Here is a 19,871-nt window from a genome sequence, read left to right as displayed (position 1 = left end):
GTCAAAATAAAAAGTAATAAATATAAGTAATAAATATGTTTTGAGTGGATAGAGGAGGTAGGGGCATGCAACCTAAACCGCATATTGTACATTTGCCAGTATATCAGCCCGGTAAACCGATTGAAGACGTAAAACGTGAGCTGGGACTCGATGAAGTCATCAAGCTCGCCTCGAACGAGAATCCGTATGGCAGCTCTCCCAAAGTATTGCAGGCCATTCAGCAGGAGTTTGCTAACATTAGCGTGTATCCTGACGGAAGTGCGGTAGCTTTGACACAGGCACTGGCTAAACGGACGGGTTTAAAAGAGGAACAGTTTATCTATGGCTGTGGCTCTGACGAAATTATTGCGTTGATTACGCGTGCTTTCCTCCTTCCCGGGGAAGAAAGCATTATGGCCGATCAGACATTTTCCGTATACAAAAGTAATGTGGAAATTGAGGGAGCGGTTGCAGTTGAGGTGCCTTTGCGTGAAGGTGTACATGATTTGGATGCCATGCTGTGCCACATCAATGACCGTACGAAAATTATTTGGATCTGTAATCCAAATAACCCGACGGGCACGATAGTACCCGAGGCAGAGCTGATTGCGTTTTTGGACCAAGTACCAAAGCATATCATGGTTGTACTGGATGAAGCTTACGCCGAGTTTGTGACGGATCGTTCGTATCCCGACGGCATTCGTTTGTTGCCAGCGTATGAAAACCTGGTTGTACTACGCACCTTCTCCAAAATCTATGGGCTTGCTTCGCTGCGCATTGGTTATGGTATGGGAGCCGAGTCAATCATTCGCTTGATAAATCAGGTTCGTGAACCGTTTAATACATCACGGGTAGCGCAGGCTGCGGCCATTGCTGCCTTGGAAGATCAAGAATTTGTTCAAGAATGCCGGGATCGTAATGCAGAGGGCAGAGCTTATTTGCAAAATGAGCTGAAGCGTCTGGGATTGGAGTCTTTCCCGGCACATGGTAATTTTATTATGCTGGATGTACGTCGTCCATCCGGTGAGGTATTTCAGGAGTTGCTTCGTCAAGGTGTGATTATTCGCGCAGGTCATCACAAATATCCGACATTTATTAGGGTGTCGGTTGGATCACAGCCGCAAAATGAGTTGTTTATTCGTGCGCTGGAACAGGTCCTGGGGGCGGAAGCGGCGAAAGTACGCCTATAATTTCCGCAGATGGGATTTGATAATTGATGAAGATTTCCATTTTCGGCGTGGGGCTGATTGGTGGGTCCCTCGCACTTTGTTTTAAAGGGAAGCCGGATATTACGGTTGTCGGCCATGCCCATCTCCCTGAACTGATGGAACCGATGTTAAGCCGTGGTGTCGTGGACACGGCGACTCTCTCAGTTGAAGAAGCGGCAGAGGATGCCGATTTTATTTTTTTATGCGTACCTGTGGGCTTACTGGAGCACTATCTCGAACTGTTAAGCAGGTTACCGCTTAAAGCGGGTTGTATTATCACTGATGTAGGCAGCACGAAATCGGCAATTGCCAAAAAAGCATCAGAAATTTCTTTGCGCAACGCTTACTTTATCGGTGGTCATCCGATGGCCGGTTCAGAGCGTTCCGGTGTAAAGGCTGCTTCCGCGTTGCTGTTTGAAAACGCATATTATGTGCTTTCTCCGGCAGAGGGTGTGCCTGAGGAAGCATACAGTTCACTGGAACGTTTATTAAAATATACTAGTGCTCATGTTGTGCGTGTCCAACCTGATATGCACGATGACATTGTCGGGGCGATTAGTCATCTTCCGCACATTATTGCAGCGGCGCTGGTGAATCAGGTACGAAAGCATAATGATGAAAATCCGTTGTATCGTACATTGGCTGCCGGTGGGTTCCGTGATATTACACGGATTGCCTCTAGTGATCCGGTTGTGTGGCGGGACATCTTACTGAGCAATCGTGAAGTTTTACTGGGCCTGTTGGAAGAATGGAACGGGCAGATTGAGCGTTTTACCCATTTACTGAGAATACAAGACGGTGAGGGAATCGCTGACGAATTTTTGACAGCTGGGCACTTCCGCAGTGAACTGCCAGAGCGTCGCAAAGGAGTCATTGTCTCCACGTTTGATCTGTATATTGATGTACCGGATACCCCAGGGATTATCGGGCGAATTGCTATGGAACTGGGGAATCACAGCATTAATCTGAGCAATATGCAAATCATTGAAAGCCGGGAGGATGTCCCAGGCATCATGCGGCTTTCCTTCCGTCAAGAGCAGGATTGGGAGCGTGCCAAGGCTCTGCTGGATTCGATGGGCTATAAAGTGGTGGTATAGGAAGGAAAGTGAGATGTTCGTTAAGGAGGTCGCTTCGCGATCCATTTGATCTTACGATCGCTGTTGCCGCCGGATTTTTTCGATCAGATTTTTTAATGGGGAAATCCGGCGGCAAAGGCGAACGCTACGCTTCTCCAGATTCAAATGGATCGCTGCGCTACTGACCGCCTATAAAGCAACGCACACTTTTTGGGAGTGAAGTAGTAAGAAAAGATCTGAAGCGGTCGAAGGTTCTCTTCGCTCGCTTTTTTGTTATTTGTAGGCAAATGGAATAGTCCTTCTTACTATTATTAAAAGAAAACAAAAAAAGACCACCCGGGTAAAGCCCCGGGTGGTAGCTACTTTCAGTAAAGTAGCTGAGTAGGATAGGAGTGGAGAGAAACCATACTGTACTTTTATTATATGTATACGTTTTCATTTTGTCAATAATTTTTTTAAAGCGTTTTCTTTTTGTGTGATTATCCTTATTGGTGTATTTGAATGGCACGCTTTCAGTGGGTCTGTCATTTAATCTTGAAAAAACTTAAAATCCATTGAAAAGCTGTATAAATGAATTAGTTGCCAGCGTTAGGGAGGCATTGATGGAAATCGTGGGGATTTTGGACTTTTTTACTGGCGATCATTTTGTGGTACAATGGGTAAGTCCATTTTGGATGTTGAATATTGTTGGGGATAGCACCGTTAATGTTGGCACTACATAGGGTAAGAAAATAACAAATGTTCCATGATGCTGTTTCATCCATTTGCGCAGAGGGCGCAACTTTTTTTGACCTGTTCGGTATATATAGACAGAATCGAACGGGAAAACAGCACATGTATGGGCGAGGAGGGTCTCACTCGGATGATGACAGATTCCCAGATGATTCAGGAAATTAAACAAGGTAATGTTGAGGTTTATTCAGAATTAATGAGGCGGCACCAACGTAAAATTTTAGCTTTTGTTTATCATATGCTGAAAAGTTCGAACCTGGAAATGATTGCTGAGGACTTATGCTCAGAGACGTTTTATAAAGCGTATCGGAGCCTGCACTCTTTTCGCGAGGTAGACGCATCGTTCTCCACTTGGTTATATACAATTGCACGCAATACGGTGCTAAGTGAGCTTCGCAAGCACCGTAGCGGTCAGGTTCCATTGGAGGAGAGCGGTTATGTACCGGTAGCTCCATCGGATGTAATTCCGGAGCAGGCTGTCCTTCGCGGTGAGAAGGTAGAGATGGTTCGTGAAGCGATCAATAGATTGCCTGAGAAGCAGCGATCTGCGCTGATTTTGCGTGAATATGAGCAATTAGATTATCAGGAGATTGCGACTATTTTAGGACAGACGGTCAGTGCGGTGAAGTCATTGCTTTTCCGGGCAAGAACCAGTGTGAAGACGCAGTTGGAGCCTTATTTTTTTGAGCCTCTCTATGAGGAAAACGAAGGGATGAGCAGCCAATGAAATCCAGGGACACTGAGGATTTGTTCGCTACAGGTAAAAATGTATCGAAACAAGACTCGGAGCGCAGACGGGCCAAAAGCTCGTCTGCTGGGTGGGAGCATGGTTCGGAAGAAAAAGAGTGGGATTTGTCAAAAGAAAATCGATCCGCCATTCGTGATATTTCCTTTGAAATAACAGATGATAAGCTAGAGGCAATGAATCGAAGGGTCATGGATCGAATTTATGAAGAATCACCGTGGCTTGTTCCGGGCGAGCATCGACGTGCGCGTGTGAACCCAGCAGCCCGTAAGTATATGTCTGTATGGATCGCCGGCTTTTTGGCCGTATTCTTATGTAGCTTTTTGTTTTTGAATTGGAATGGAAGCTCCTCTCAGGAAAATCCCCCTCAAGCAGCTCCTGTCATGGACACGGGTATTTTACCCACAGGCCTGCTGGAAACTACAAGTACATCTCCACAATATCAATACCACATTAAAGATGTGAATAGTGGCATTATGGACCCGCTGGTTGCTAGCATTGTTCCTACTTATCCGCAATACTGGATGTTGTTGTCTGTATTGGCACTTGCGCTTGCTTTATTTTCTCTGGGCTGGATTCATCGGGCGAGAAGGGTCAGAAGTTAGCAGGACGGCTGGGCTCCAATATGAATTCATAACAATGCCTGAATAACAAAACAGCGGAGGAACGACACGATGCTTATTGGCTTGATCAGACATGGATTGACAGATTGGAATGCGGTAGGGAAAATCCAGGGGCACAGTGATATTCCGCTAAATGAGGAAGGGCGCCGGCAGGCACGCTTGCTTGCAGAACGATTAAAGGAAGAGCCTTATCATTGGGACGGGCTTATTACAAGTAGTCTCTCCAGAGCGAAAGAGACCGGGGAGATTATTGCTTCTGCTCTGCATCTTCCGTTGCTAGAGCCTGATGATCGACTAAGAGAACGTGCTTATGGTCAGGTCGAGGGCATGACACAGGCCGAGCGTGAAGAGAAGTGGGGAGTCGACTGGCATCTGCTGGATCTAGGACAGGAAAGCGATGCGGATCTTCAGCTTCGCGGGCTAGCTTTTATGGAAGGCATTTGGGCGGAAAATCGGGACAAGAATCTGCTGGTCGTTTCCCACGGCGGTTTTTTGGCTAATTTGTATAAAGCTCTATATCAGGAAAAATTCACGGAACGAATTGGCAATTTGTCACTTAGTGTACTCCAGCGTGAGGATATGGATTGGGCACCACTTTTGTATAATTGCACGAAGCATTTGCAAGAGAAAAGTGACTGTAACTCAAAAAGTTAGTGAAAGACCAAGGGCTTCTACTCATCGTAGGAGTCGTGGTCTTTTTTTGTTTTTTAATTATACCTTGTAAAAAATAGGTTTAGAGTCTGAACAATCCGTCAAAGCTGTGGGTACAACAAGTAAGAATCAATTCCGGATGACAGTCCAGTGACGAGGCGATGGAACAATGAATCTGGCGGATATGCTGACATTTGCGGATATTGTGCATTTGAACAGAATCGCGGTGTATTACGATTGTGACTGTAAACCTAATTCCAAGCATGAGTTGATCCAGGGGATTTTGACGAAGCTCGGCAGCAGTAGTTTTTTTGAGACGCAGGTCAAGGAGCTGAGGTTGTCAGAGGTAAGGTTTTTGAACGCGCTGCTGTTCGATGACCGACCGTATTTCAGCATGGAGGAATTGGTTGCAATAGCCAAACAGTCTGTTGAGGAGGACGAGAATCCTGATGAGCGGCCAAGGGATATTGTGACCCGTCTGCGTTCTAGTGGCTGGTTGTTCAATGGTTCGACGCACAATACAAGGTATTTGTTCCAAATTCCGTTGGATATGAAGGAGCGCTTTCGACGTGTTATGGTACATGACTTCCAAAACGGAATGACTCGGGTAAGCGAACCGTCGTCGTACCGGGATGAAGGGCATCTACTGGCAGAGGATTTACGGCTTTTCCTTCAATACATGGGGCAACATGAGGTTCCGCTAAATCCCGAGGGAGCTTGGTACCGTCGCAATCAGCAGCAGCTGATGGAGCATTTGCACATTGCGGAGCCGCTTTTGGGTAAGGGAGGATGGCGTTTCGGGTATGGCTCCTCTTTTAAGTTTTATCCAGACCGAATGGCACTACTGTATGATTATGCCCGTCACTCCAAGTACATTGAGGAGAAAGGGGACCAAGTTGTGCTGACGGCAAAGGGAGAAGCGCATCGGGAGCATACAATTGAGGACGAAATGATACAGCTATTCAGGTTTTGGTTAAGATTGTATAAAGGAGCCGTTCCTAATTTGCTTTCTCTAGTCTACTGGATTGGAGAATGTGCCAGGCCATGGACGTCCTCAGAGTCGCTTTTTGTACATATCGGCCCACTGATTCGACCGTTTTACTATGATACGCCCCGTTCGGTCTTTGATCAGAGGATTATACGAATGATGCTTCACTTGGGTATGCTTCGTCAGGGTGAACATTCGACGGGACCATCTGTACAGATGACGGCCTGGGGGTTGAAGTTGGCGGGAGAGTGCCGCATTGGGCGGAACGACTCGGGTATACGGCTCCATTGACAAGCAGCACACATGTTGATAGAATTTCACCCAAAATGAGAGGGTGAAGTTGATGCTGATTCACTATAACGGAAACATGCCACAGCTCCATTCATCTGTCTATGTGGCAGAAGGAGCAAAAATTGTCGGAAAAGTAACGATCGGTCAAGATTCCTCTGTATGGTTTAATGCCGTACTGCGCGGAGATATGGCGCCTATCATCATCGGTGAATGCTGCAATATTCAGGACGGTGTCGTGGGACATGTGAACACAGATCAGCCCCTGTTGCTGGCGGATGATATTTCGGTAGGTCATGCTGCAATAATCCACGGTTGTACGGTAGGCAAAGGCACTTTAATCGGTATGGGGGCCATTGTACTCAACGGAGCGGAGCTTGGTGAATATGCTTTAATAGGAGCAGGGTCGGTCGTTACGGAAAATACCAAAATACCACCCTATACTCTTTCTCTCGGTACACCTGCCAAAGTGGTGCGCGAATTGACAGATGCAGACTTGCAGCGGATGTCACGAACGGCACTCAGCTATGTGGCGAAAGGAAAAGAATATAGGATCTCTTAAACTCATGTTGGAGGTGCATCCTATGGATAAAATGAAGGTTACTTATGAAGTAATGTTGGGCCTGTCTGCTGAAATGGTTTTGGACGAGGCATTACGTAAACACCGGAGTGAAAAACTCTACAAGGATATTGATGAGGCGCTAGCCTCCGGAGATGAAGTAGCTTTTCGTCATCTTACGGATGAGCTGAAAGCAATGAGTTAGAACGATTTTAGGAACCTAAGTTGGATTTCAGACAATCGTTAGTGCGAGATTATAATCATCAAACCTGACTGTAGCGGCAGTCAGGTTTTTTTGATACGCTTGGATATGATATAGTCTTTGTAGGATGGGGCCTGTACAAGGCAACTGTCGTATGAACGGAGGATGAAGGACGTGTCGTTATCTTATTTGTGGAGCCGGTCGTTCTTGACGAGCCGGCCTTTTTTGTGGCTGCTGTTCTGGTGTAATTTGGTGGGAACAGTGTATGGGTACATATGGTATGGGGGGCAGTTGGAATATACACTAAATTATCACCCAATGTGGCAGATTGTATTTGTGCCTGATAGTCCGACGGCGAGTCTGTTTTTTACGATCTCTATAGCATTTTTGCTCTATTCCCCGCGTCTCAAGAGCTTGAAGGTCGTTCGTCAGATCATGGAGGCGTTGGCTGTTGTCACGAGTGTAAAGTATGGCATCTGGGCTTCAGCTATTATTTTTTGGGGAGTCGCGCAGGGGGGACATATGATTTGGCAGGATTGGATGCTGGTGGCATCTCACACGGCAATGGCGGTCGAAGCATTACTGTTCGTTCGTTTTTTCACCTGCAAATGGACTGCTTTATGCCTAGCCGCACTCTGGACATTGTTAAATGATACGATGGATTATACATTTGGTATATATCCCTATCTACCGAAGACGCTAACGGATGATGTACCGCAAGTGCGTGCTTTTACCTTTATGCTGACCCTTGTCAGTATCATAGCGGCATGGCTTGCCATGTTTGCGCGCAATCGAATGGGAGTAGAAGTGGAGAAATAGAGATGAACATTGTTATAAACCAAAAAGAATATATATTTAAAAAAGGAATCCGTGATGATCATAAAATAAGAAAGAGCTTTAATCATCCAAATCGGAACTGTAATGACGGATACCAACTATAGAAATCAAGGGTTGAGCCGGTTTTTAATAGAACGTGTATTAGAAGATTGGCAGGGCAACTGTGATGCTATGTATTTGTTCGCAAATGATAGTGTGAAGAATTTTTACCCTAAATTCGGGTTTGTTTCGGCACAAGAATATCAATGGAACCGGAAAGTAGCCACAAACAACCTGGACATTAAAGTTGAGAAATTGAACATGGAAGAGCAGTCGGATTTAAAGTTACTGAAAAATAAAAGCGCTGGATTAAACCCATATTCACTTTTTGCTGCGGAAAGCATTGAATGGCTGGTCTTATTCTATGCCATCTCTTTTTTTAAAGATAAATTTTGGTATATACCTCAATATGACACGATTGTGGTTGCAGATTTTGCAGGGGATACGATGAACTGCTACGATATTTATGGGCCAGGCGAAATCCCTATGGATATCATACTGTCAGCGGTAACGAAACAAGAAACCAAGAAGGTAGTTTTTGGCTTTACACCAAGAGAACAGGAAGGCTGCAATATTTCTCTGTTGAAACAGGAAGATACGACGCTATTCTATAAAACTAAAGATCAAAATACATGTAAAGAAAATCAACGAATGTTTCCTATTTTGTCCCGAACATAACCTGGCTTCAAACGATTCGTCCTAAAGCAAGTTCTAGTCCCGGCAACCTTACCATACAGTAAGGTGAGGAGGGATGTCCCATGATTAGGGGTCAGGCGTTTCAAATTATGATACGTATTGTTTCGAGTGTTGTTTTATCTATGGTCCTGCTGCTGTCCGTCTGCGTCCCTCCAGGTGTGGCAGAAGCGCGTGATCAGTCAAAACCCATAGGAAATACAAAAGAAATTGAGGAACTGGATCATGCAGCTGCGATACTGTACCGGGATGTGATGGAGGGGAACATTGAAAAAGCGCGCGCGGATGTAGCCGAGGTGAGTCGATGGTTTGGCACCGGACAGGTGCAGGCAGCGTTATCTGTAGAGGCCATTCATGCTTTGTCCGGCAGCATTCTTGAGGTGCAGCAAGCTACACAGTCCGTCCAAGCATCACCAGATGAGTGGGTGAAGGCTGCGGCCAATTTACGACTTGCGACAGATGCGCTTGCACATCCGCGTCAGCCCTTATGGCAGCAGTATTATAAGATTTTAAAAGAAGATGTTAGTGGCTTGAACAGCCAGTTTGCTAAAGGCAACATGAAGGGTTTCAAAGCTGGAGCGGCAGTGCTGGAGGACCACTACGAGACGATCCGTACAGCAGCATTGATTCATGGCAGAACAAGTGAGGTTGTCCGGGCTGATTCATGGATTTCCTATGTCAAAGGATTGGGGGATCAGCAACATGCAGATGCCTCAGCGATTAGAGGGGCGTTGGATCAGGGAAATCCGACGTTTAATGCCTTGTTTGGACGTGAAAAAGACGCCACTGCCCTGGCGCCATTTATCCCGCGTGAAAGCGAGCGCCGGGCAGAATTGGCAATCGGCATGATTGTTCTGCTGGCGCTGGTCTATGCAGGTTATCGTAAATATCGAGCTGGTTTCTCTGGATAACGATGCAAAATTCGAACATTCGCGTCGTTGGCTGCTGAGCCATCCATATAGGTTAGCCCATCGCCCGGATTTCCGGGCTATTCCTCTTTGAACCCCTCTCCATGTACATCATGCACATCCTGTATGATAATAAATGCCCTTGGATCAACCGATTTAACAATTTGGTGCAAACGTCGTATTTCCTGACGAGGTACGACACAATAGGCAACATGCTTGGCCTGCTTGGAAAATGCACCTACAGCCGGAATAATAGTAACTCCGCGATCCATGTCCTTAATAATAATATCCGCAATGTCCATCGTGTGGTCGCTGATAATCATAAAGGCTCTGGCAGAATAGGCCCCTTCTTGTATAAAATCAATAATCTTGGACGCGATGAACACGGCAACTAGTGTATATAGAATTTTTTCTTTTGGTATGTAAAGTAGTGAAGCACCGATAATGACGATATCAATGACCAGCATAATCCTTCCCATACTCCAGCCAAACTTTCGGTTTAGAATACGAGCGATAATATCCGAGCCGCCCGTAGTGCCACCAAAGCGGAACACAATACCTAATCCGGCCCCAAGCGTAACTCCCGCATATAATGAAGAAAGTATAAAATCGTGTTCAGTTTGAAATGTCCCCATCCATCCGAGATGAATCATTTTTTCATACAACCACAGAAAAAAAGTGAGCGACCCGATACCTACCCCTGTATATAGAATTTGCTTGCCCCCAAGCATTTTCCATCCAATTAAAAATAAAGGAATGTTCAGAAGCAATGTGGAGAGAGAGGGTGAAATCGAAAATGCATAATTGAGCAGCAGGGTGATCCCTGTAATACCACCTTCCATCAGTTTACTGGGTATAATAAAATAAAGCAGACCGAATGCATAGATGGCGGTCCCGAGCACAATAGCTAAAATCATTTTAAGCTGTTCCATGGACTTGGATATCTTCATATAATCCCTCGCAGTAGCAGTTTAAGGAAGAACGACTTCATGCTGATTTTGCGAAATCGCAGATCCTTATGTTTAGTATACCTTTTTACGGTAGCTTTAAAAGACTGATGACTGCAAGTTGGGGTCATAAGTCATAATTGAGGATTTTGCAAAATCCTGAATTAAAAAAAATTTGTTTTAAAATGTGCTTTACGATAACATATGAATAAACCTGCACATGGGGGGATTGCGTGTTTCATGGAAAAATCATTAGATGAAATTCAACGTGAGGTAGACCAGTATATATCTCAATTTAAGGAAGGTTATTTTAGCCCTTTGGCGATGTTGGCCCGCATGTCTGAGGAAGTCGGGGAACTGGCGAGGGAAGTCAATCACTCCTTTGGCGAGAAACCGAAAAAAACGGATGAGGCGGACAATTCCATTGAGCTGGAGCTGGGGGACATTTTGTTCATCACTGTTTGCTTTGCGAACTCACTAGGTATAAATTTGACCGAGGCTCATGATAAGGTCATGCAAAAATTTAACACGCGTGACGCGAATCGCTGGACTAAAAAGGACACCGATTAGGCGTTTTGTACATATGCTGTACCAAACCGGTTACCCGGAGGTGCAGTGTCATGAAGGCGGAGGAATACGTTCAGAAAGCTTATCAGTGCATTTTGCAGAACGATTTTGAGCAGGCCGTGGAATGGTTTGAAAAAGCAATTTCGGCTCAGCCTGATCATGCGGAGCATTATTTCCGGTGCTCGGTTACCTATGCTCGCAGTGGTCGTTTGGAGCAGGCTCTCGCATATGCAGAGCATGCGGTTCGTCTCGCTCCACAGCAGGATGAATATGTTCTCCATCTGCATGCGCAGGAAGCCAGGCAGTATACGGAGAAGGCCAGAAAAATGCTGGATGTTGACAGAGCTACGCCACAAATGCGTCAGGATGCGATTTTACTACTGGAACGAGCAATAGCTCTCGATCCGTTATGTGGGGATGCTTTTTTGCTGCTCGCATTGATTTATGACGAATTGAATGAGTATAAGCTGGCTGTGCAGGCTGCTCGTGAGGCGGCTGCACTGTTTCCTCACAATGTGCAGCTTGCCAATCTCATGAAGAAGTTATGCCAGCAGATGAATGAACAGATCTAACACAAATGGATGCATAAGGAGTTGTAGGGATATGTCAGAACCAATAAAAGTGGCTGTTGTAGGAGCAGCAGGGCGTATGGGCCGTGAAGTTGTCAAATTGGTTCTTCAGGATGAGGAACTACAGCTTGTGGCCGCAGTGAACAGAACACATGCCGGCAGTGATGCCGGCCTTCTCGTCGGACTACCGGAAGCGGGTATCGCTATTGTGGAGGATGTGGAGCAGGCATTACTGGATAGTCGAGCGGATGTCATGGTCGATTTTACGGGGCCGCGTTTTGCGTACGCACATACAGCCCTTGCTATCAAGCATGGAGTTCGTCCGGTTATCGGAACGACAGGGTTTACCCCAGAACAGATTGATGAACTGGACAAGCAGTGTCGTGAGCAGCAAATTGGTGGTCTGATCGCGCCAAACTTTTCGATTGGAGTCATTTTGATGATGCGGTTTGCGGCTCAGGCAGCGAAATACTTCCCACATCTGGAAATCATCGAATATCATGGTGACCAAAAATTGGACGCGCCATCGGGCACAGCCATTAAGACCGCAGAGCTGATCGCAGAACAGCGTGAAGAGCTAAGACAGGGTAACCCGGAAGAGGAAGAAACGTTAGAAGGATCACGGGGGGGGTACTATCAAGGGTTCCGTGTCCACAGTGTCCGTCTTCCCGGTGTATTCGCGCAGCAAGAAGTTATATTCGGAGGGTTTGGACAATCTCTGAAGATTCGTCAGGATTCTTATGAGCGGGCGGGCTATATGCCTGGTGTTAAAATCGGTATTCAGAAGGTCATGGAGCAGCCAGGGCTTGTATATGGATTTGAGCATTACATCGATTAAGAATACGCGAATGATTTGGCGAATGAAATTATAGAATGAGGCAGGAGGAACTTCGAATGTTAAAGATTGCATTTATAGCGCATGACCGAAAAAAGGATGAAATGGTAAATTTCATAACGGCGTATGAGCATGTCTTTACAGATCACCAATTATTTTCAACAGGTACAACAGGTCTGCGCATTATGGAGCAAACCAAGCTTCAAATTCACCGTTTCATGTCCGGGCCGCTTGGAGGAGATCAGCAAATCGGGGCTATGGTTGCGCAAAATGACATGGACTTGATTATATTCTTGCGTGATCCACTCATGGCACAACCGCATGAGCCGGACATTAGCGCCTTGTTACGTTTATGTGACGTGCAGGGGATCCCTTTGGCAACTAACGTTGCAACTGCTGAAATACTGGTCAAAGCGCTAGACCGAGGCGATTTTGCTTGGCGTGAGTTGGTACATAAATATAAACCAGGCATTGATCAGCAGGGTGATGTAAAATGACGCTGGATATCCTGATTTTCGGAGCCCATGCCGACGATGCAGAAATAGGAATGGGAGGCACGATTGCCAAGCATACAGCTGCTGGCTTAAAGGTAGGCGTGTGCGATTTGACGCGGGCTGAAATGTCATCCAATGGTGATGTGGATACTCGTATGTCAGAAGCTGATCATGCTTCGAAAGTGCTCGGGCTTGCTGTACGGACGAATCTGGGTCTGCCTGATCGAGGATTAAATATGACTCCTGAACATGTAGCTGCAGTTACAGCAGAAATCAGGCGCCATGCACCAAAAGTCGTATTCGCTCCTTATTGGGAGGATCGGCATCCAGACCATGTGATGTGCAGCAAGTTGGTGGAGGAAGCGGTATTTAACGCCAAGTTGCGACGTTTTATGCCAGAAAATCCAGCGGTACAGGTAGAGCAATTATATTTTTATTTTATTAATGATATTGGCAGAACGGATTTGATTGTGGACATCACCGAGCATTATGAAGCCAAGGAACAGTCGTTGTTGAGTTATGCTTCGCAATTTCAGGCAGCACCTGGAAAGGATACAGTATCCACACCATTAAATCAGGGATATGTGGAACGCGTAAAAGCTCGCGACTCATTGTTGGGTCAGCGTAAACTGATTTCGTATGCAGAAGGTTTTGCGTCCAAAACGCCATATCTGGTTAAGCTATTCACATAAGAATTTTGCAAAATCCTGACATAAGAATTCTATACTAGAGCATTTTGCAGAATGTTAAAATAAATTGGCAGAAAAGTTATCACTGATGAGCGGAAGGAGGCAGCTTAGCTTGAATGACAAATTAAAAATTGGGATTACCTGTTATCCGTCGTTGGGTGGTTCCGGCGTAGTGGCTACTGAGTTGGGTAAGTTGCTGGCAGAAAAAGGGCATGAGGTCCATTTTATTGCCAATAGCATTCCGTTCAGATTAGGCGGGACGTTTCAGAAAAATATTTTTTATCATGAGGTCGAAGTTAACGATTATTATGTGTTTAGATATCCTCCATATGATTTGTCACTGGCAACCAAAATGGCCCAGGTCGCACAAATGAAGAATTTGGATGTACTCCATGTTCATTATGCCGTACCACATGCAGTATGCGCTTACTTGGCAAAGGAAATGGTGGGTGATCATCTGAAGGTGGTAACCACCTTGCACGGTACAGACATTACAGTGTTGGCACAGGATGAGTCGTTGAAGGACCTGATTCGGCTGGCTATTAACAAAAGTGACGCTGTGACAGCAGTTTCCAAGGATTTGATTCGAGAGACGATAGATGCGTTGGAAATTACACGGCCTATTGATTTAACCTACAATTTTGTAGATAAACGGGTATATTATCCAAGAGATGCCGCGGCGCTTAGAAGAGATTTTGCCCAACCGCATGAAAAAATAATGATGCATATTTCTAATTTCCGTCCTGTCAAAAGGGTGGGAGATGTACTGGATATATTTGAAAGAGTGCAACGAAAAGTACCTGCGAAGCTGCTGCTGGTGGGAGAAGGACCCGATCTTCCCAAAATCCGTTGCAAAATCGAGAATTTAGGTCTGCAAGATAAGGTCTTCTTTTTAGGTAAGCAGGATCAGATCGCAGAAGTGATTTCTATGGCGGATGTGCTGCTGCTTCCCTCGGAAAAAGAAAGTTTTGGTCTGGTTGCGCTGGAAGCAATGGCCTGTGGAGTGCCGACAATCGGTTCTCAGGCAGGGGGAGTACCTGAACTCGTTGTGCATGGAAGTACAGGGTATCTCGCTGAAATCGGTAATACAGAGGCAATGGCTGATTATGCAGTAGAGCTGTTGTCCGATGAAGCGATGGCGGAACGTTTCCGTGAAGCGTGTCTGACCCGCGCTCGTACCGTTTTTTGTGATGAGCTGATTACCCGTCAATATGAAGAGATATATTACCGTGTGTTGGGACGCGAGGTGCCGGATCTTAAACCGATCAGCGTTTAAGGGGGCGGACTCGCGTCCGTTTTTTATATTGAATACTTGCAAAGGGGGAAACCCTATGAATACAAATACTTGGCAATATGCTGACCAAGAGATGGCACTTCATGGCAAAGAGGTCATACATACACTAACAGCAGCAGGTCACGAAGCTTACTGGGTTGGCGGCTGTGTGCGGGATGAGCTATTAGGAAGAGCCATTCATGATATGGATTTGACTACTTCAGCTGAGCCTGAACAGGTCATAGCACTATTCCCTCACGTCATTCCGACAGGAATTCAGCATGGGACGGTTACGGTCATGCAGGGTGGCCATGCGTTCGAGGTGACCACTTTTCGTACAGAAAGCGGTTATGCCGATCACCGCCGTCCAACGGAAGTTGCCTTCGTGAAGGATATCCGTGAGGATCTGATGCGACGGGATTTTACTATGAATGCGATTGCGATGGCAGAACACGGAGAGCGGGTGGACCCGTTTGGGGGAGAAGCCGATTTGCGAGCTGCTCTCGTTCGTTGTGTAGGCCGAGCCGAGGAACGTTTTGAGGAGGACGGGTTGCGGATGCTGCGTTGCATCCGTTTTTCCTCTGTGTTTCGGTTCCGTATTGCTTACAACACCTGGAAAGGCATGATTCGACGCAGAGAGGGACTTCGTTACATAGCCATGGAACGCGTGCGGGTCGAGCTGGAAAAGATGCTGGCGGGCCCTGACCCTTTACGTGGGTTGGAGATGCTGAGCCGTAGCGGATTGCTCGGCTGTACGAAGGTTCCGGTTCCCTGGGAGCAATGTGAAGCACAGGCGCTCAAGGGGATCGTTCAACTGCAAGAAGAACTGCGGTGGGGCCTGCTCTTAATGTCTTGTAGACTTACCTCAGAGGCAGCGGACGAGCTACTAAGAGCTTGGACCTTTTCCAACGCGGTACGACTTCGGCTGGTTCATTTGCTGGAATGGGAGACCGAATTAATCTACATTGCTGGTGTCATAGCTGGTGATTCAATTCCGGAGGAGTCTGACATTATCAACGATGAGGCGCTGCGTCGTAGCTGGATTCGACTGCTAATTAGGCTGGGAAAGGATACAGCTTCGGACTGGCTTGAACTTTACAAGACACTGCCTGCTTCATTCCGCGGATTACCGCCAAGGATAGAAAAGCATGTGGCGAAAACAGCCAAACTGGCAAGCTCGTGGACAAAGCAGGCTGTAGTCGTTCGTATTAAAGATTTAAATATTACAGGAAATGAACTGGTTCAGGCGATGAATCGATCAGGCGGCCCTTGGCTGGGTCAGATGATGGCACAGCTTTTACAAGCTGTCGCCTGCGGAGATATTCCGAATGAAACAGAAACATTGCTTCAGGAAGCGAAACGGGTGATGAGTAGTGAATAATCATGAAAGATTGTTAGGCATACTGGAGGATGGTACATCCGATTACGTATCAGGGGAGGAAATCAGCCGACGCCTCTCGGTTAGCCGAACAGCAGTATGGAAGCAGATCAACAAACTGCGTGAGTTGGGCTACAATATTGATGCCTCCTCGCGTCGGGGCTATCGGTTGATATCCCGGCCGGATCGGCTGGAAGTCTCCAAATTGGCCGATATGTTAAATACCCAATCGTTTGGCCAGCGTATCGTTGTACTGGATTCGACGGTATCCACTCAGCAGGATGCCATGCGTTTGGCAGAAGAGGGCGCGCCAGAGGGGACAGTAGTGCTCGCAGAAGAACAAACGGCAGGTCGGGGACGATTGGGACGAAAGTGGTATTCACCTCGTGGCAAAGGAGTCTGGATGAGCATTGTGTTGCGTCCTACCCAACCCTTGGCTTTTACCCCCCAGTTAACGCTACTTACAGGTGTAGCAGTGTGTAGAGCCATTCGTCGGCTGACGGGTGTGGAGGCAGGTATCAAATGGCCAAACGATCTGCTGATTCATGGTCGCAAAGTATCCGGTATTCTGCTGGAATCTGCAACAGAGGATCAACGGGTTCGCTACTGTATTGCAGGGATCGGCATTGACGTAAATTTGAATAAAGAAGATTACCCGGAAGAGTTATCGCAGGTGGGAACGTCATTGAAAATAGAAGCAGGGCGTGAAATTGACCGTACTGTGCTGATCGCCTCAGTGCTGGAAGAAATGGAACAGCTAAGTAAGTTATATGCCGAGCAGGGGTTCCAGCCTATAGCCATGCTGTGGGAGGCTTTATCCGTGACTATGAACCGTAGCGTACGGGCACATACAGGACAAGGGATAACTGTAGAAGGTACAGCTGTTGGCTTGGACCCTTCCGGGGCACTCGTGGTAGAAACGGATCAGGGAGAGCGAATTCAGGTCATTTCAGGGGATATACAATTGTAGAAGCGACCCTAGCTATGAAAACGACCGAAATCGTTCTGTTCCCTGTGCAAAACTTCACGTGAAAAAGCTGATGTTTTTTGTTATACTGTGCAGGAGGCGGCATCGGACGGTCCGAGCTGCACTCCAGGGGCACATGCTCTACTTTAGCAAGTTGTAAGACCATCATAACTTCATTTGAAGGTTACGTTGGATTCTGCTCTGAGCCGAACAGGACCGAGACAGAAGGGACGATCTCAAAATGAGTGTCTTTTTTGGCTGTTCGGACCTTTTGATGACGCAGATGTACAGGCGTTCATAAAAGGTTATTTTTTGTGCCAAAAAAAGATGGAAGGGAGCCATTCGCAATGGCAGGAAAACAAGCACTGAATATTGTGAAAATGAAAAAAATGAAGCAAGAGGGCATTCCGCTCAGTATGCTGACCGCCTATGATTATCCATCGGCTAAAATAGCCGAGGAGGCGGGAATTGACATGATTCTCGTGGGTGACTCGCTAGGTAACGTAGTTCTTGGTTACGATTCAACCATCCCCGTAACCTTGGACGATATCGTGTACCATTCCCGGGCAGTCGCCAGAGGCGCAGAACATACATTTATCGTAGCGGACATGCCTTTTATGACATATCACGGCAGTGTATCAGAAAGTCTTCAGGGCATCCGTCGTCTGATGCAGGAAGGACATGTGCATGCTGTTAAATTGGAGGGCGGAGCTGAAATTGCCGATATCGTAAAAGCAACTGTACAGGCAGGTGTGCCTGTACTGGGACATATCGGGCTTACTCCGCAGTCGGTTAATCAAATTGGCGGCTATCGCATTCAAGGCAAAGACGAAGCAGACGCACGCCGGTTGATGGCGGACGCCAAGGCGCTGGAGCAGGCGGGTGCTTTTGGCATTGTACTGGAACTGGTAACTGAGGAAGTGGCAACAGCGATTTCTAAAGAACTTTCCATACCAACCATTGGGATTGGTGCTGGACGTGGATGTGACGGTCAAGTACTCGTTTATCACGATCTGATTCAGTACGCATCGCCTTATTTCAGCAAACGCTTTGTTAAAACCTATGCCGATGTAGCCGGCTTGATCCGTAGCAGCATTGAGCAATATGTGAGTGATGTGAAAGGGCGGGCATTTCCAGCAGCGGAGCATGTGTTCAGCGCGGATGACCGCGTTGTGGAATCCCTGTACGGTAAGGCAAAAGGACAGACACAAGAACAAGCTAAGGAAAAGGTGGAATCTCGGCCATGATCATCGTAAGAGAAGTGGCTCAGTTGCGCAAGATTATTGCTGAACGTCGGCAGCTTGGGACAAACGGAGCAAAAACAGTACACGGTTCTGCCTCTTTACAGCAACATAAAGTCGGCTTTGTACCAACGATGGGATACCTGCATGAAGGACATGCGAGCTTGATGCACAAGGCGCGTGAAATGGCAGATACGGTGGTGCTTAGCATTTTCGTAAATCCGATTCAATTTGGACCAAATGAAGATCTAGACAGCTATCCTCGCGATGAAGCTCGTGATTTGGAGGTAGCGCGGCGCGAAGGCGTGGATATTGTTTTTTTGCCAACTGTAGCAGAAATGTATCCACAACCAACCCAAACCAAAGTTCGTGTATCCGCTTTGACAGATCGCTTGTGCGGTGCTTCCCGTCCCGGCCATTTTGATGGTGTGACTACGGTGGTAGCCAAGCTTTTTAACATGATAGGTCCTGATTTGGCCTTTTTTGGGATGAAGGACGCGCAGCAGGTTGCTGTGCTCCAGCAGATGGTGACTGATCTCAATATGAACGTGACTATCGTACCTTGTCCCATCGTCAGAGAGGCGGATGGTTTGGCCCTCAGCTCCCGTAACGTGTATTTAAGTGCAGAACAGCGCGAGCAGGCATTGGTGCTGTCCCAGTCACTGCGTAAGGTGCAGGAAGTGAGCGAAGATATAGTAACAAACACAATTACGATTCGTCAGTTACATCAAATGGTGGAGTCCATCATTACTTCCTCTCCTTTAGCAGATATTGATTACATTGAAATATTAACTTTTCCCGGTCTGGAGCCCCTTCTTCCCGAGCAGCGGCTATGTGATGTTGAGGAAGACGTCATCGTAGCGCTGGCTGTGAAATTTGGCAATACCCGACTGATTGACAATATAAGAATACAGAAGGCGGAGGTGCTTTCCCATGTTTAGAACCATGATGAAATCCAAAATTCACCGCGCTACGGTTACGGAAGCTAACCTGAACTATGTGGGGAGTATCACTATAGATGAAGATCTCATGGAGACATCGGATCTGTTGGAGAATGAAAAGGTTCAAATTGTAAACAATAACAATGGAGCTCGACTGGAAACCTATGTTATCCCCGGACCTCGTGGGAGCGGAGTGATCTGTCTCAACGGTGCGGCAGCCCGTTTGGTGCAGCCTGGTGATACAGTCATTATTATTTCCTATGCTTCCATGTCAAATGAAGAGGCCAAAACATACAAACCAACAGTGGTATTTGTTGATGAACATAATAAACCAGCCCAAACGATGAACAAAGAAGTACACGCGACGATCATGTAATGAATGGGAGTACGGATGAAACCCGTCTTTTAAGCGAAAAATGTGAGTGTATTAATCCATCTTTCA

At 46.7% G+C, this 19,871-nt stretch carries 23 protein-coding genes; 22 read left to right on the top strand and 1 reads right to left on the bottom strand.

Features of this window, described 5'->3' with window-relative positions; all coding sequences use genetic code 11:
• Positions 1–65 precede the first annotated feature (65 nt).
• From hisC to AC5ELV_RS05855, 11 genes are all read left to right on the top strand, one after another.
• Complete coding sequence (hisC, locus tag AC5ELV_RS05905) at positions 66–1,169, top strand: histidinol-phosphate transaminase (protein ID WP_493429487.1); 1,104 nt, start codon at positions 66–68, stop codon at positions 1,167–1,169.
• A gap of 26 nt (positions 1,170–1,195) precedes the next feature.
• The gene (locus AC5ELV_RS05900; protein WP_493429486.1) at positions 1,196–2,284 is read left to right on the top strand and encodes a prephenate dehydrogenase; all 1,089 of its coding nucleotides are present in this window, start codon (positions 1,196–1,198) and stop codon (positions 2,282–2,284) included.
• A gap of 841 nt (positions 2,285–3,125) precedes the next feature.
• Positions 3,126–3,722, top strand: coding sequence for an RNA polymerase sigma factor (locus tag AC5ELV_RS05895; protein ID WP_013310707.1), 597 nt, complete (start codon positions 3,126–3,128; stop codon positions 3,720–3,722).
• Positions 3,719–4,345 carry an anti-sigma factor gene (locus AC5ELV_RS05890; protein WP_220025335.1) on the top strand — a complete coding sequence of 209 codons (627 nt, stop codon included), beginning with the start codon at positions 3,719–3,721 and terminating at the stop codon, positions 4,343–4,345. The genes AC5ELV_RS05895 and AC5ELV_RS05890 overlap by 4 nt, the downstream gene beginning before the upstream one ends.
• Positions 4,346–4,414: 69 nt before the next feature.
• Complete coding sequence (locus AC5ELV_RS05885; RefSeq protein WP_493429485.1) at positions 4,415–5,017, top strand: histidine phosphatase family protein; 603 nt, start codon at positions 4,415–4,417, stop codon at positions 5,015–5,017.
• Positions 5,018–5,183: 166 nt separating this feature from the next.
• Positions 5,184–6,293, top strand: a complete 1,110-nt coding sequence (locus tag AC5ELV_RS05880; protein WP_493429484.1) for a hypothetical protein — start codon at positions 5,184–5,186, stop codon at positions 6,291–6,293.
• A 52-nt stretch (positions 6,294–6,345) separates the two neighbouring features.
• A complete protein-coding gene (locus AC5ELV_RS05875; RefSeq protein WP_493429483.1) occupies positions 6,346–6,852 on the top strand; it encodes a gamma carbonic anhydrase family protein in 507 nt (168 codons plus the stop codon).
• Positions 6,853–6,874: 22 nt separating this feature from the next.
• Complete coding sequence (locus tag AC5ELV_RS05870; protein ID WP_013371655.1) at positions 6,875–7,054, top strand: IDEAL domain-containing protein; 180 nt, start codon at positions 6,875–6,877, stop codon at positions 7,052–7,054.
• A 171-nt stretch (positions 7,055–7,225) separates the two neighbouring features.
• Positions 7,226–7,870, top strand: a complete 645-nt coding sequence (locus AC5ELV_RS05865; protein WP_493429482.1) for a DUF1405 domain-containing protein — start codon at positions 7,226–7,228, stop codon at positions 7,868–7,870.
• A gap of 102 nt (positions 7,871–7,972) precedes the next feature.
• The gene (locus AC5ELV_RS05860; protein ID WP_493429481.1) at positions 7,973–8,605 is read left to right on the top strand and encodes a GNAT family N-acetyltransferase; all 633 of its coding nucleotides are present in this window, start codon (positions 7,973–7,975) and stop codon (positions 8,603–8,605) included.
• A gap of 80 nt (positions 8,606–8,685) precedes the next feature.
• Positions 8,686–9,531 carry a sporulation protein YpjB gene (locus tag AC5ELV_RS05855; RefSeq protein WP_493429480.1) on the top strand — a complete coding sequence of 282 codons (846 nt, stop codon included), beginning with the start codon at positions 8,686–8,688 and terminating at the stop codon, positions 9,529–9,531.
• A gap of 77 nt (positions 9,532–9,608) precedes the next feature.
• Here the strand turns inward: AC5ELV_RS05855 and AC5ELV_RS05850 are convergent, their stop codons facing one another.
• A complete protein-coding gene (locus AC5ELV_RS05850) occupies positions 9,609–10,478 on the bottom strand; it encodes a YitT family protein (protein WP_493429479.1) in 870 nt (289 codons plus the stop codon).
• 237 nt (positions 10,479–10,715) lie between these two features.
• Here AC5ELV_RS05850 and AC5ELV_RS05845 point away from each other — a divergent pair, with 237 nt between their 5' ends.
• The 11 genes from AC5ELV_RS05845 to panD all read left to right on the top strand — a co-directional run bounded on the left by AC5ELV_RS05845 (position 10,716) and on the right by panD (position 19,805).
• Entirely contained in the window at positions 10,716–11,045 is a 330-nt protein-coding gene (locus AC5ELV_RS05845; protein WP_023989148.1) for a nucleotide pyrophosphohydrolase, read from the top strand.
• 50 nt (positions 11,046–11,095) lie between these two features.
• The gene (locus AC5ELV_RS05840; RefSeq protein WP_493429478.1) at positions 11,096–11,614 is read left to right on the top strand and encodes a tetratricopeptide repeat protein; all 519 of its coding nucleotides are present in this window, start codon (positions 11,096–11,098) and stop codon (positions 11,612–11,614) included.
• A 31-nt stretch (positions 11,615–11,645) separates the two neighbouring features.
• On the top strand, positions 11,646–12,449 hold the full coding sequence (gene dapB, locus AC5ELV_RS05835) for a 4-hydroxy-tetrahydrodipicolinate reductase (RefSeq protein ID WP_039271105.1): 804 nt from the start codon (positions 11,646–11,648) through the stop codon (positions 12,447–12,449).
• A 56-nt stretch (positions 12,450–12,505) separates the two neighbouring features.
• Complete coding sequence (gene mgsA, locus AC5ELV_RS05830; RefSeq protein WP_023989145.1) at positions 12,506–12,943, top strand: methylglyoxal synthase; 438 nt, start codon at positions 12,506–12,508, stop codon at positions 12,941–12,943.
• Entirely contained in the window at positions 12,940–13,632 is a 693-nt protein-coding gene (gene bshB1 / locus AC5ELV_RS05825; protein WP_493429477.1) for a bacillithiol biosynthesis deacetylase BshB1, read from the top strand. The genes mgsA and bshB1 overlap by 4 nt, the downstream gene beginning before the upstream one ends.
• A 109-nt stretch (positions 13,633–13,741) precedes the next feature.
• The gene (gene bshA / locus AC5ELV_RS05820) at positions 13,742–14,905 is read left to right on the top strand and encodes an N-acetyl-alpha-D-glucosaminyl L-malate synthase BshA (RefSeq protein WP_493429476.1); all 1,164 of its coding nucleotides are present in this window, start codon (positions 13,742–13,744) and stop codon (positions 14,903–14,905) included.
• Positions 14,906–14,960: 55 nt separating this feature from the next.
• Positions 14,961–16,283, top strand: coding sequence for a CCA tRNA nucleotidyltransferase (locus AC5ELV_RS05815; RefSeq protein ID WP_493429475.1), 1,323 nt, complete (start codon positions 14,961–14,963; stop codon positions 16,281–16,283).
• Complete coding sequence (locus AC5ELV_RS05810) at positions 16,276–17,250, top strand: biotin--[acetyl-CoA-carboxylase] ligase (protein WP_493429474.1); 975 nt, start codon at positions 16,276–16,278, stop codon at positions 17,248–17,250. Before AC5ELV_RS05815 ends, AC5ELV_RS05810 begins: the two co-directional genes overlap by 8 nt.
• Positions 17,251–17,594: 344 nt before the next feature.
• Positions 17,595–18,494: a 3-methyl-2-oxobutanoate hydroxymethyltransferase gene (gene panB / locus AC5ELV_RS05805; protein WP_493429473.1), complete on the top strand. Its 900-nt coding sequence runs from the start codon at positions 17,595–17,597 to the stop codon at positions 18,492–18,494.
• Entirely contained in the window at positions 18,491–19,429 is a 939-nt protein-coding gene (gene panC, locus AC5ELV_RS05800) for a pantoate--beta-alanine ligase (protein WP_493429472.1), read from the top strand. Before panB ends, panC begins: the two co-directional genes overlap by 4 nt.
• Positions 19,422–19,805 carry an aspartate 1-decarboxylase gene (gene panD / locus AC5ELV_RS05795; RefSeq protein WP_013371641.1) on the top strand — a complete coding sequence of 128 codons (384 nt, stop codon included), beginning with the start codon at positions 19,422–19,424 and terminating at the stop codon, positions 19,803–19,805. Before panC ends, panD begins: the two co-directional genes overlap by 8 nt.
• Positions 19,806–19,871: the final 66 nt, after the last annotated feature.

The organism is Paenibacillus sp. NMA1017 (assembly GCF_058895805.1).
The sequence above is the reverse complement of the archived record's forward strand: the minus strand, read 5'-3'. Positions and strand labels throughout refer to the sequence as shown.

Coding starts and splice junctions, on each gene's coding strand:
- hisC (WP_493429487.1), top strand. CDS start 66: ATGCAACCTAAACCGCATATTGTACATTTGCCAGTATATCAGCCCGGT.
- AC5ELV_RS05900 (WP_493429486.1), top strand. CDS start 1,196: ATGAAGATTTCCATTTTCGGCGTGGGGCTGATTGGTGGGTCCCTCGCA.
- AC5ELV_RS05895 (WP_013310707.1), top strand. CDS start 3,126: ATGATGACAGATTCCCAGATGATTCAGGAAATTAAACAAGGTAATGTT.
- AC5ELV_RS05890 (WP_220025335.1), top strand. CDS start 3,719: ATGAAATCCAGGGACACTGAGGATTTGTTCGCTACAGGTAAAAATGTA.
- AC5ELV_RS05885 (WP_493429485.1), top strand. CDS start 4,415: ATGCTTATTGGCTTGATCAGACATGGATTGACAGATTGGAATGCGGTA.
- AC5ELV_RS05880 (WP_493429484.1), top strand. CDS start 5,184: ATGAATCTGGCGGATATGCTGACATTTGCGGATATTGTGCATTTGAAC.
- AC5ELV_RS05875 (WP_493429483.1), top strand. CDS start 6,346: ATGCTGATTCACTATAACGGAAACATGCCACAGCTCCATTCATCTGTC.
- AC5ELV_RS05870 (WP_013371655.1), top strand. CDS start 6,875: ATGGATAAAATGAAGGTTACTTATGAAGTAATGTTGGGCCTGTCTGCT.
- AC5ELV_RS05860 (WP_493429481.1), top strand. CDS start 7,973: ATGACGGATACCAACTATAGAAATCAAGGGTTGAGCCGGTTTTTAATA.
- AC5ELV_RS05855 (WP_493429480.1), top strand. CDS start 8,686: ATGATTAGGGGTCAGGCGTTTCAAATTATGATACGTATTGTTTCGAGT.
- AC5ELV_RS05850 (WP_493429479.1), bottom strand. CDS start 10,478: ATGAAGATATCCAAGTCCATGGAACAGCTTAAAATGATTTTAGCTATT.
- AC5ELV_RS05845 (WP_023989148.1), top strand. CDS start 10,716: ATGGAAAAATCATTAGATGAAATTCAACGTGAGGTAGACCAGTATATA.
- AC5ELV_RS05840 (WP_493429478.1), top strand. CDS start 11,096: ATGAAGGCGGAGGAATACGTTCAGAAAGCTTATCAGTGCATTTTGCAG.
- dapB (WP_039271105.1), top strand. CDS start 11,646: ATGTCAGAACCAATAAAAGTGGCTGTTGTAGGAGCAGCAGGGCGTATG.
- mgsA (WP_023989145.1), top strand. CDS start 12,506: ATGTTAAAGATTGCATTTATAGCGCATGACCGAAAAAAGGATGAAATG.
- bshB1 (WP_493429477.1), top strand. CDS start 12,940: ATGACGCTGGATATCCTGATTTTCGGAGCCCATGCCGACGATGCAGAA.
- AC5ELV_RS05815 (WP_493429475.1), top strand. CDS start 14,961: ATGAATACAAATACTTGGCAATATGCTGACCAAGAGATGGCACTTCAT.
- panB (WP_493429473.1), top strand. CDS start 17,595: ATGGCAGGAAAACAAGCACTGAATATTGTGAAAATGAAAAAAATGAAG.
- panC (WP_493429472.1), top strand. CDS start 18,491: ATGATCATCGTAAGAGAAGTGGCTCAGTTGCGCAAGATTATTGCTGAA.
- panD (WP_013371641.1), top strand. CDS start 19,422: ATGTTTAGAACCATGATGAAATCCAAAATTCACCGCGCTACGGTTACG.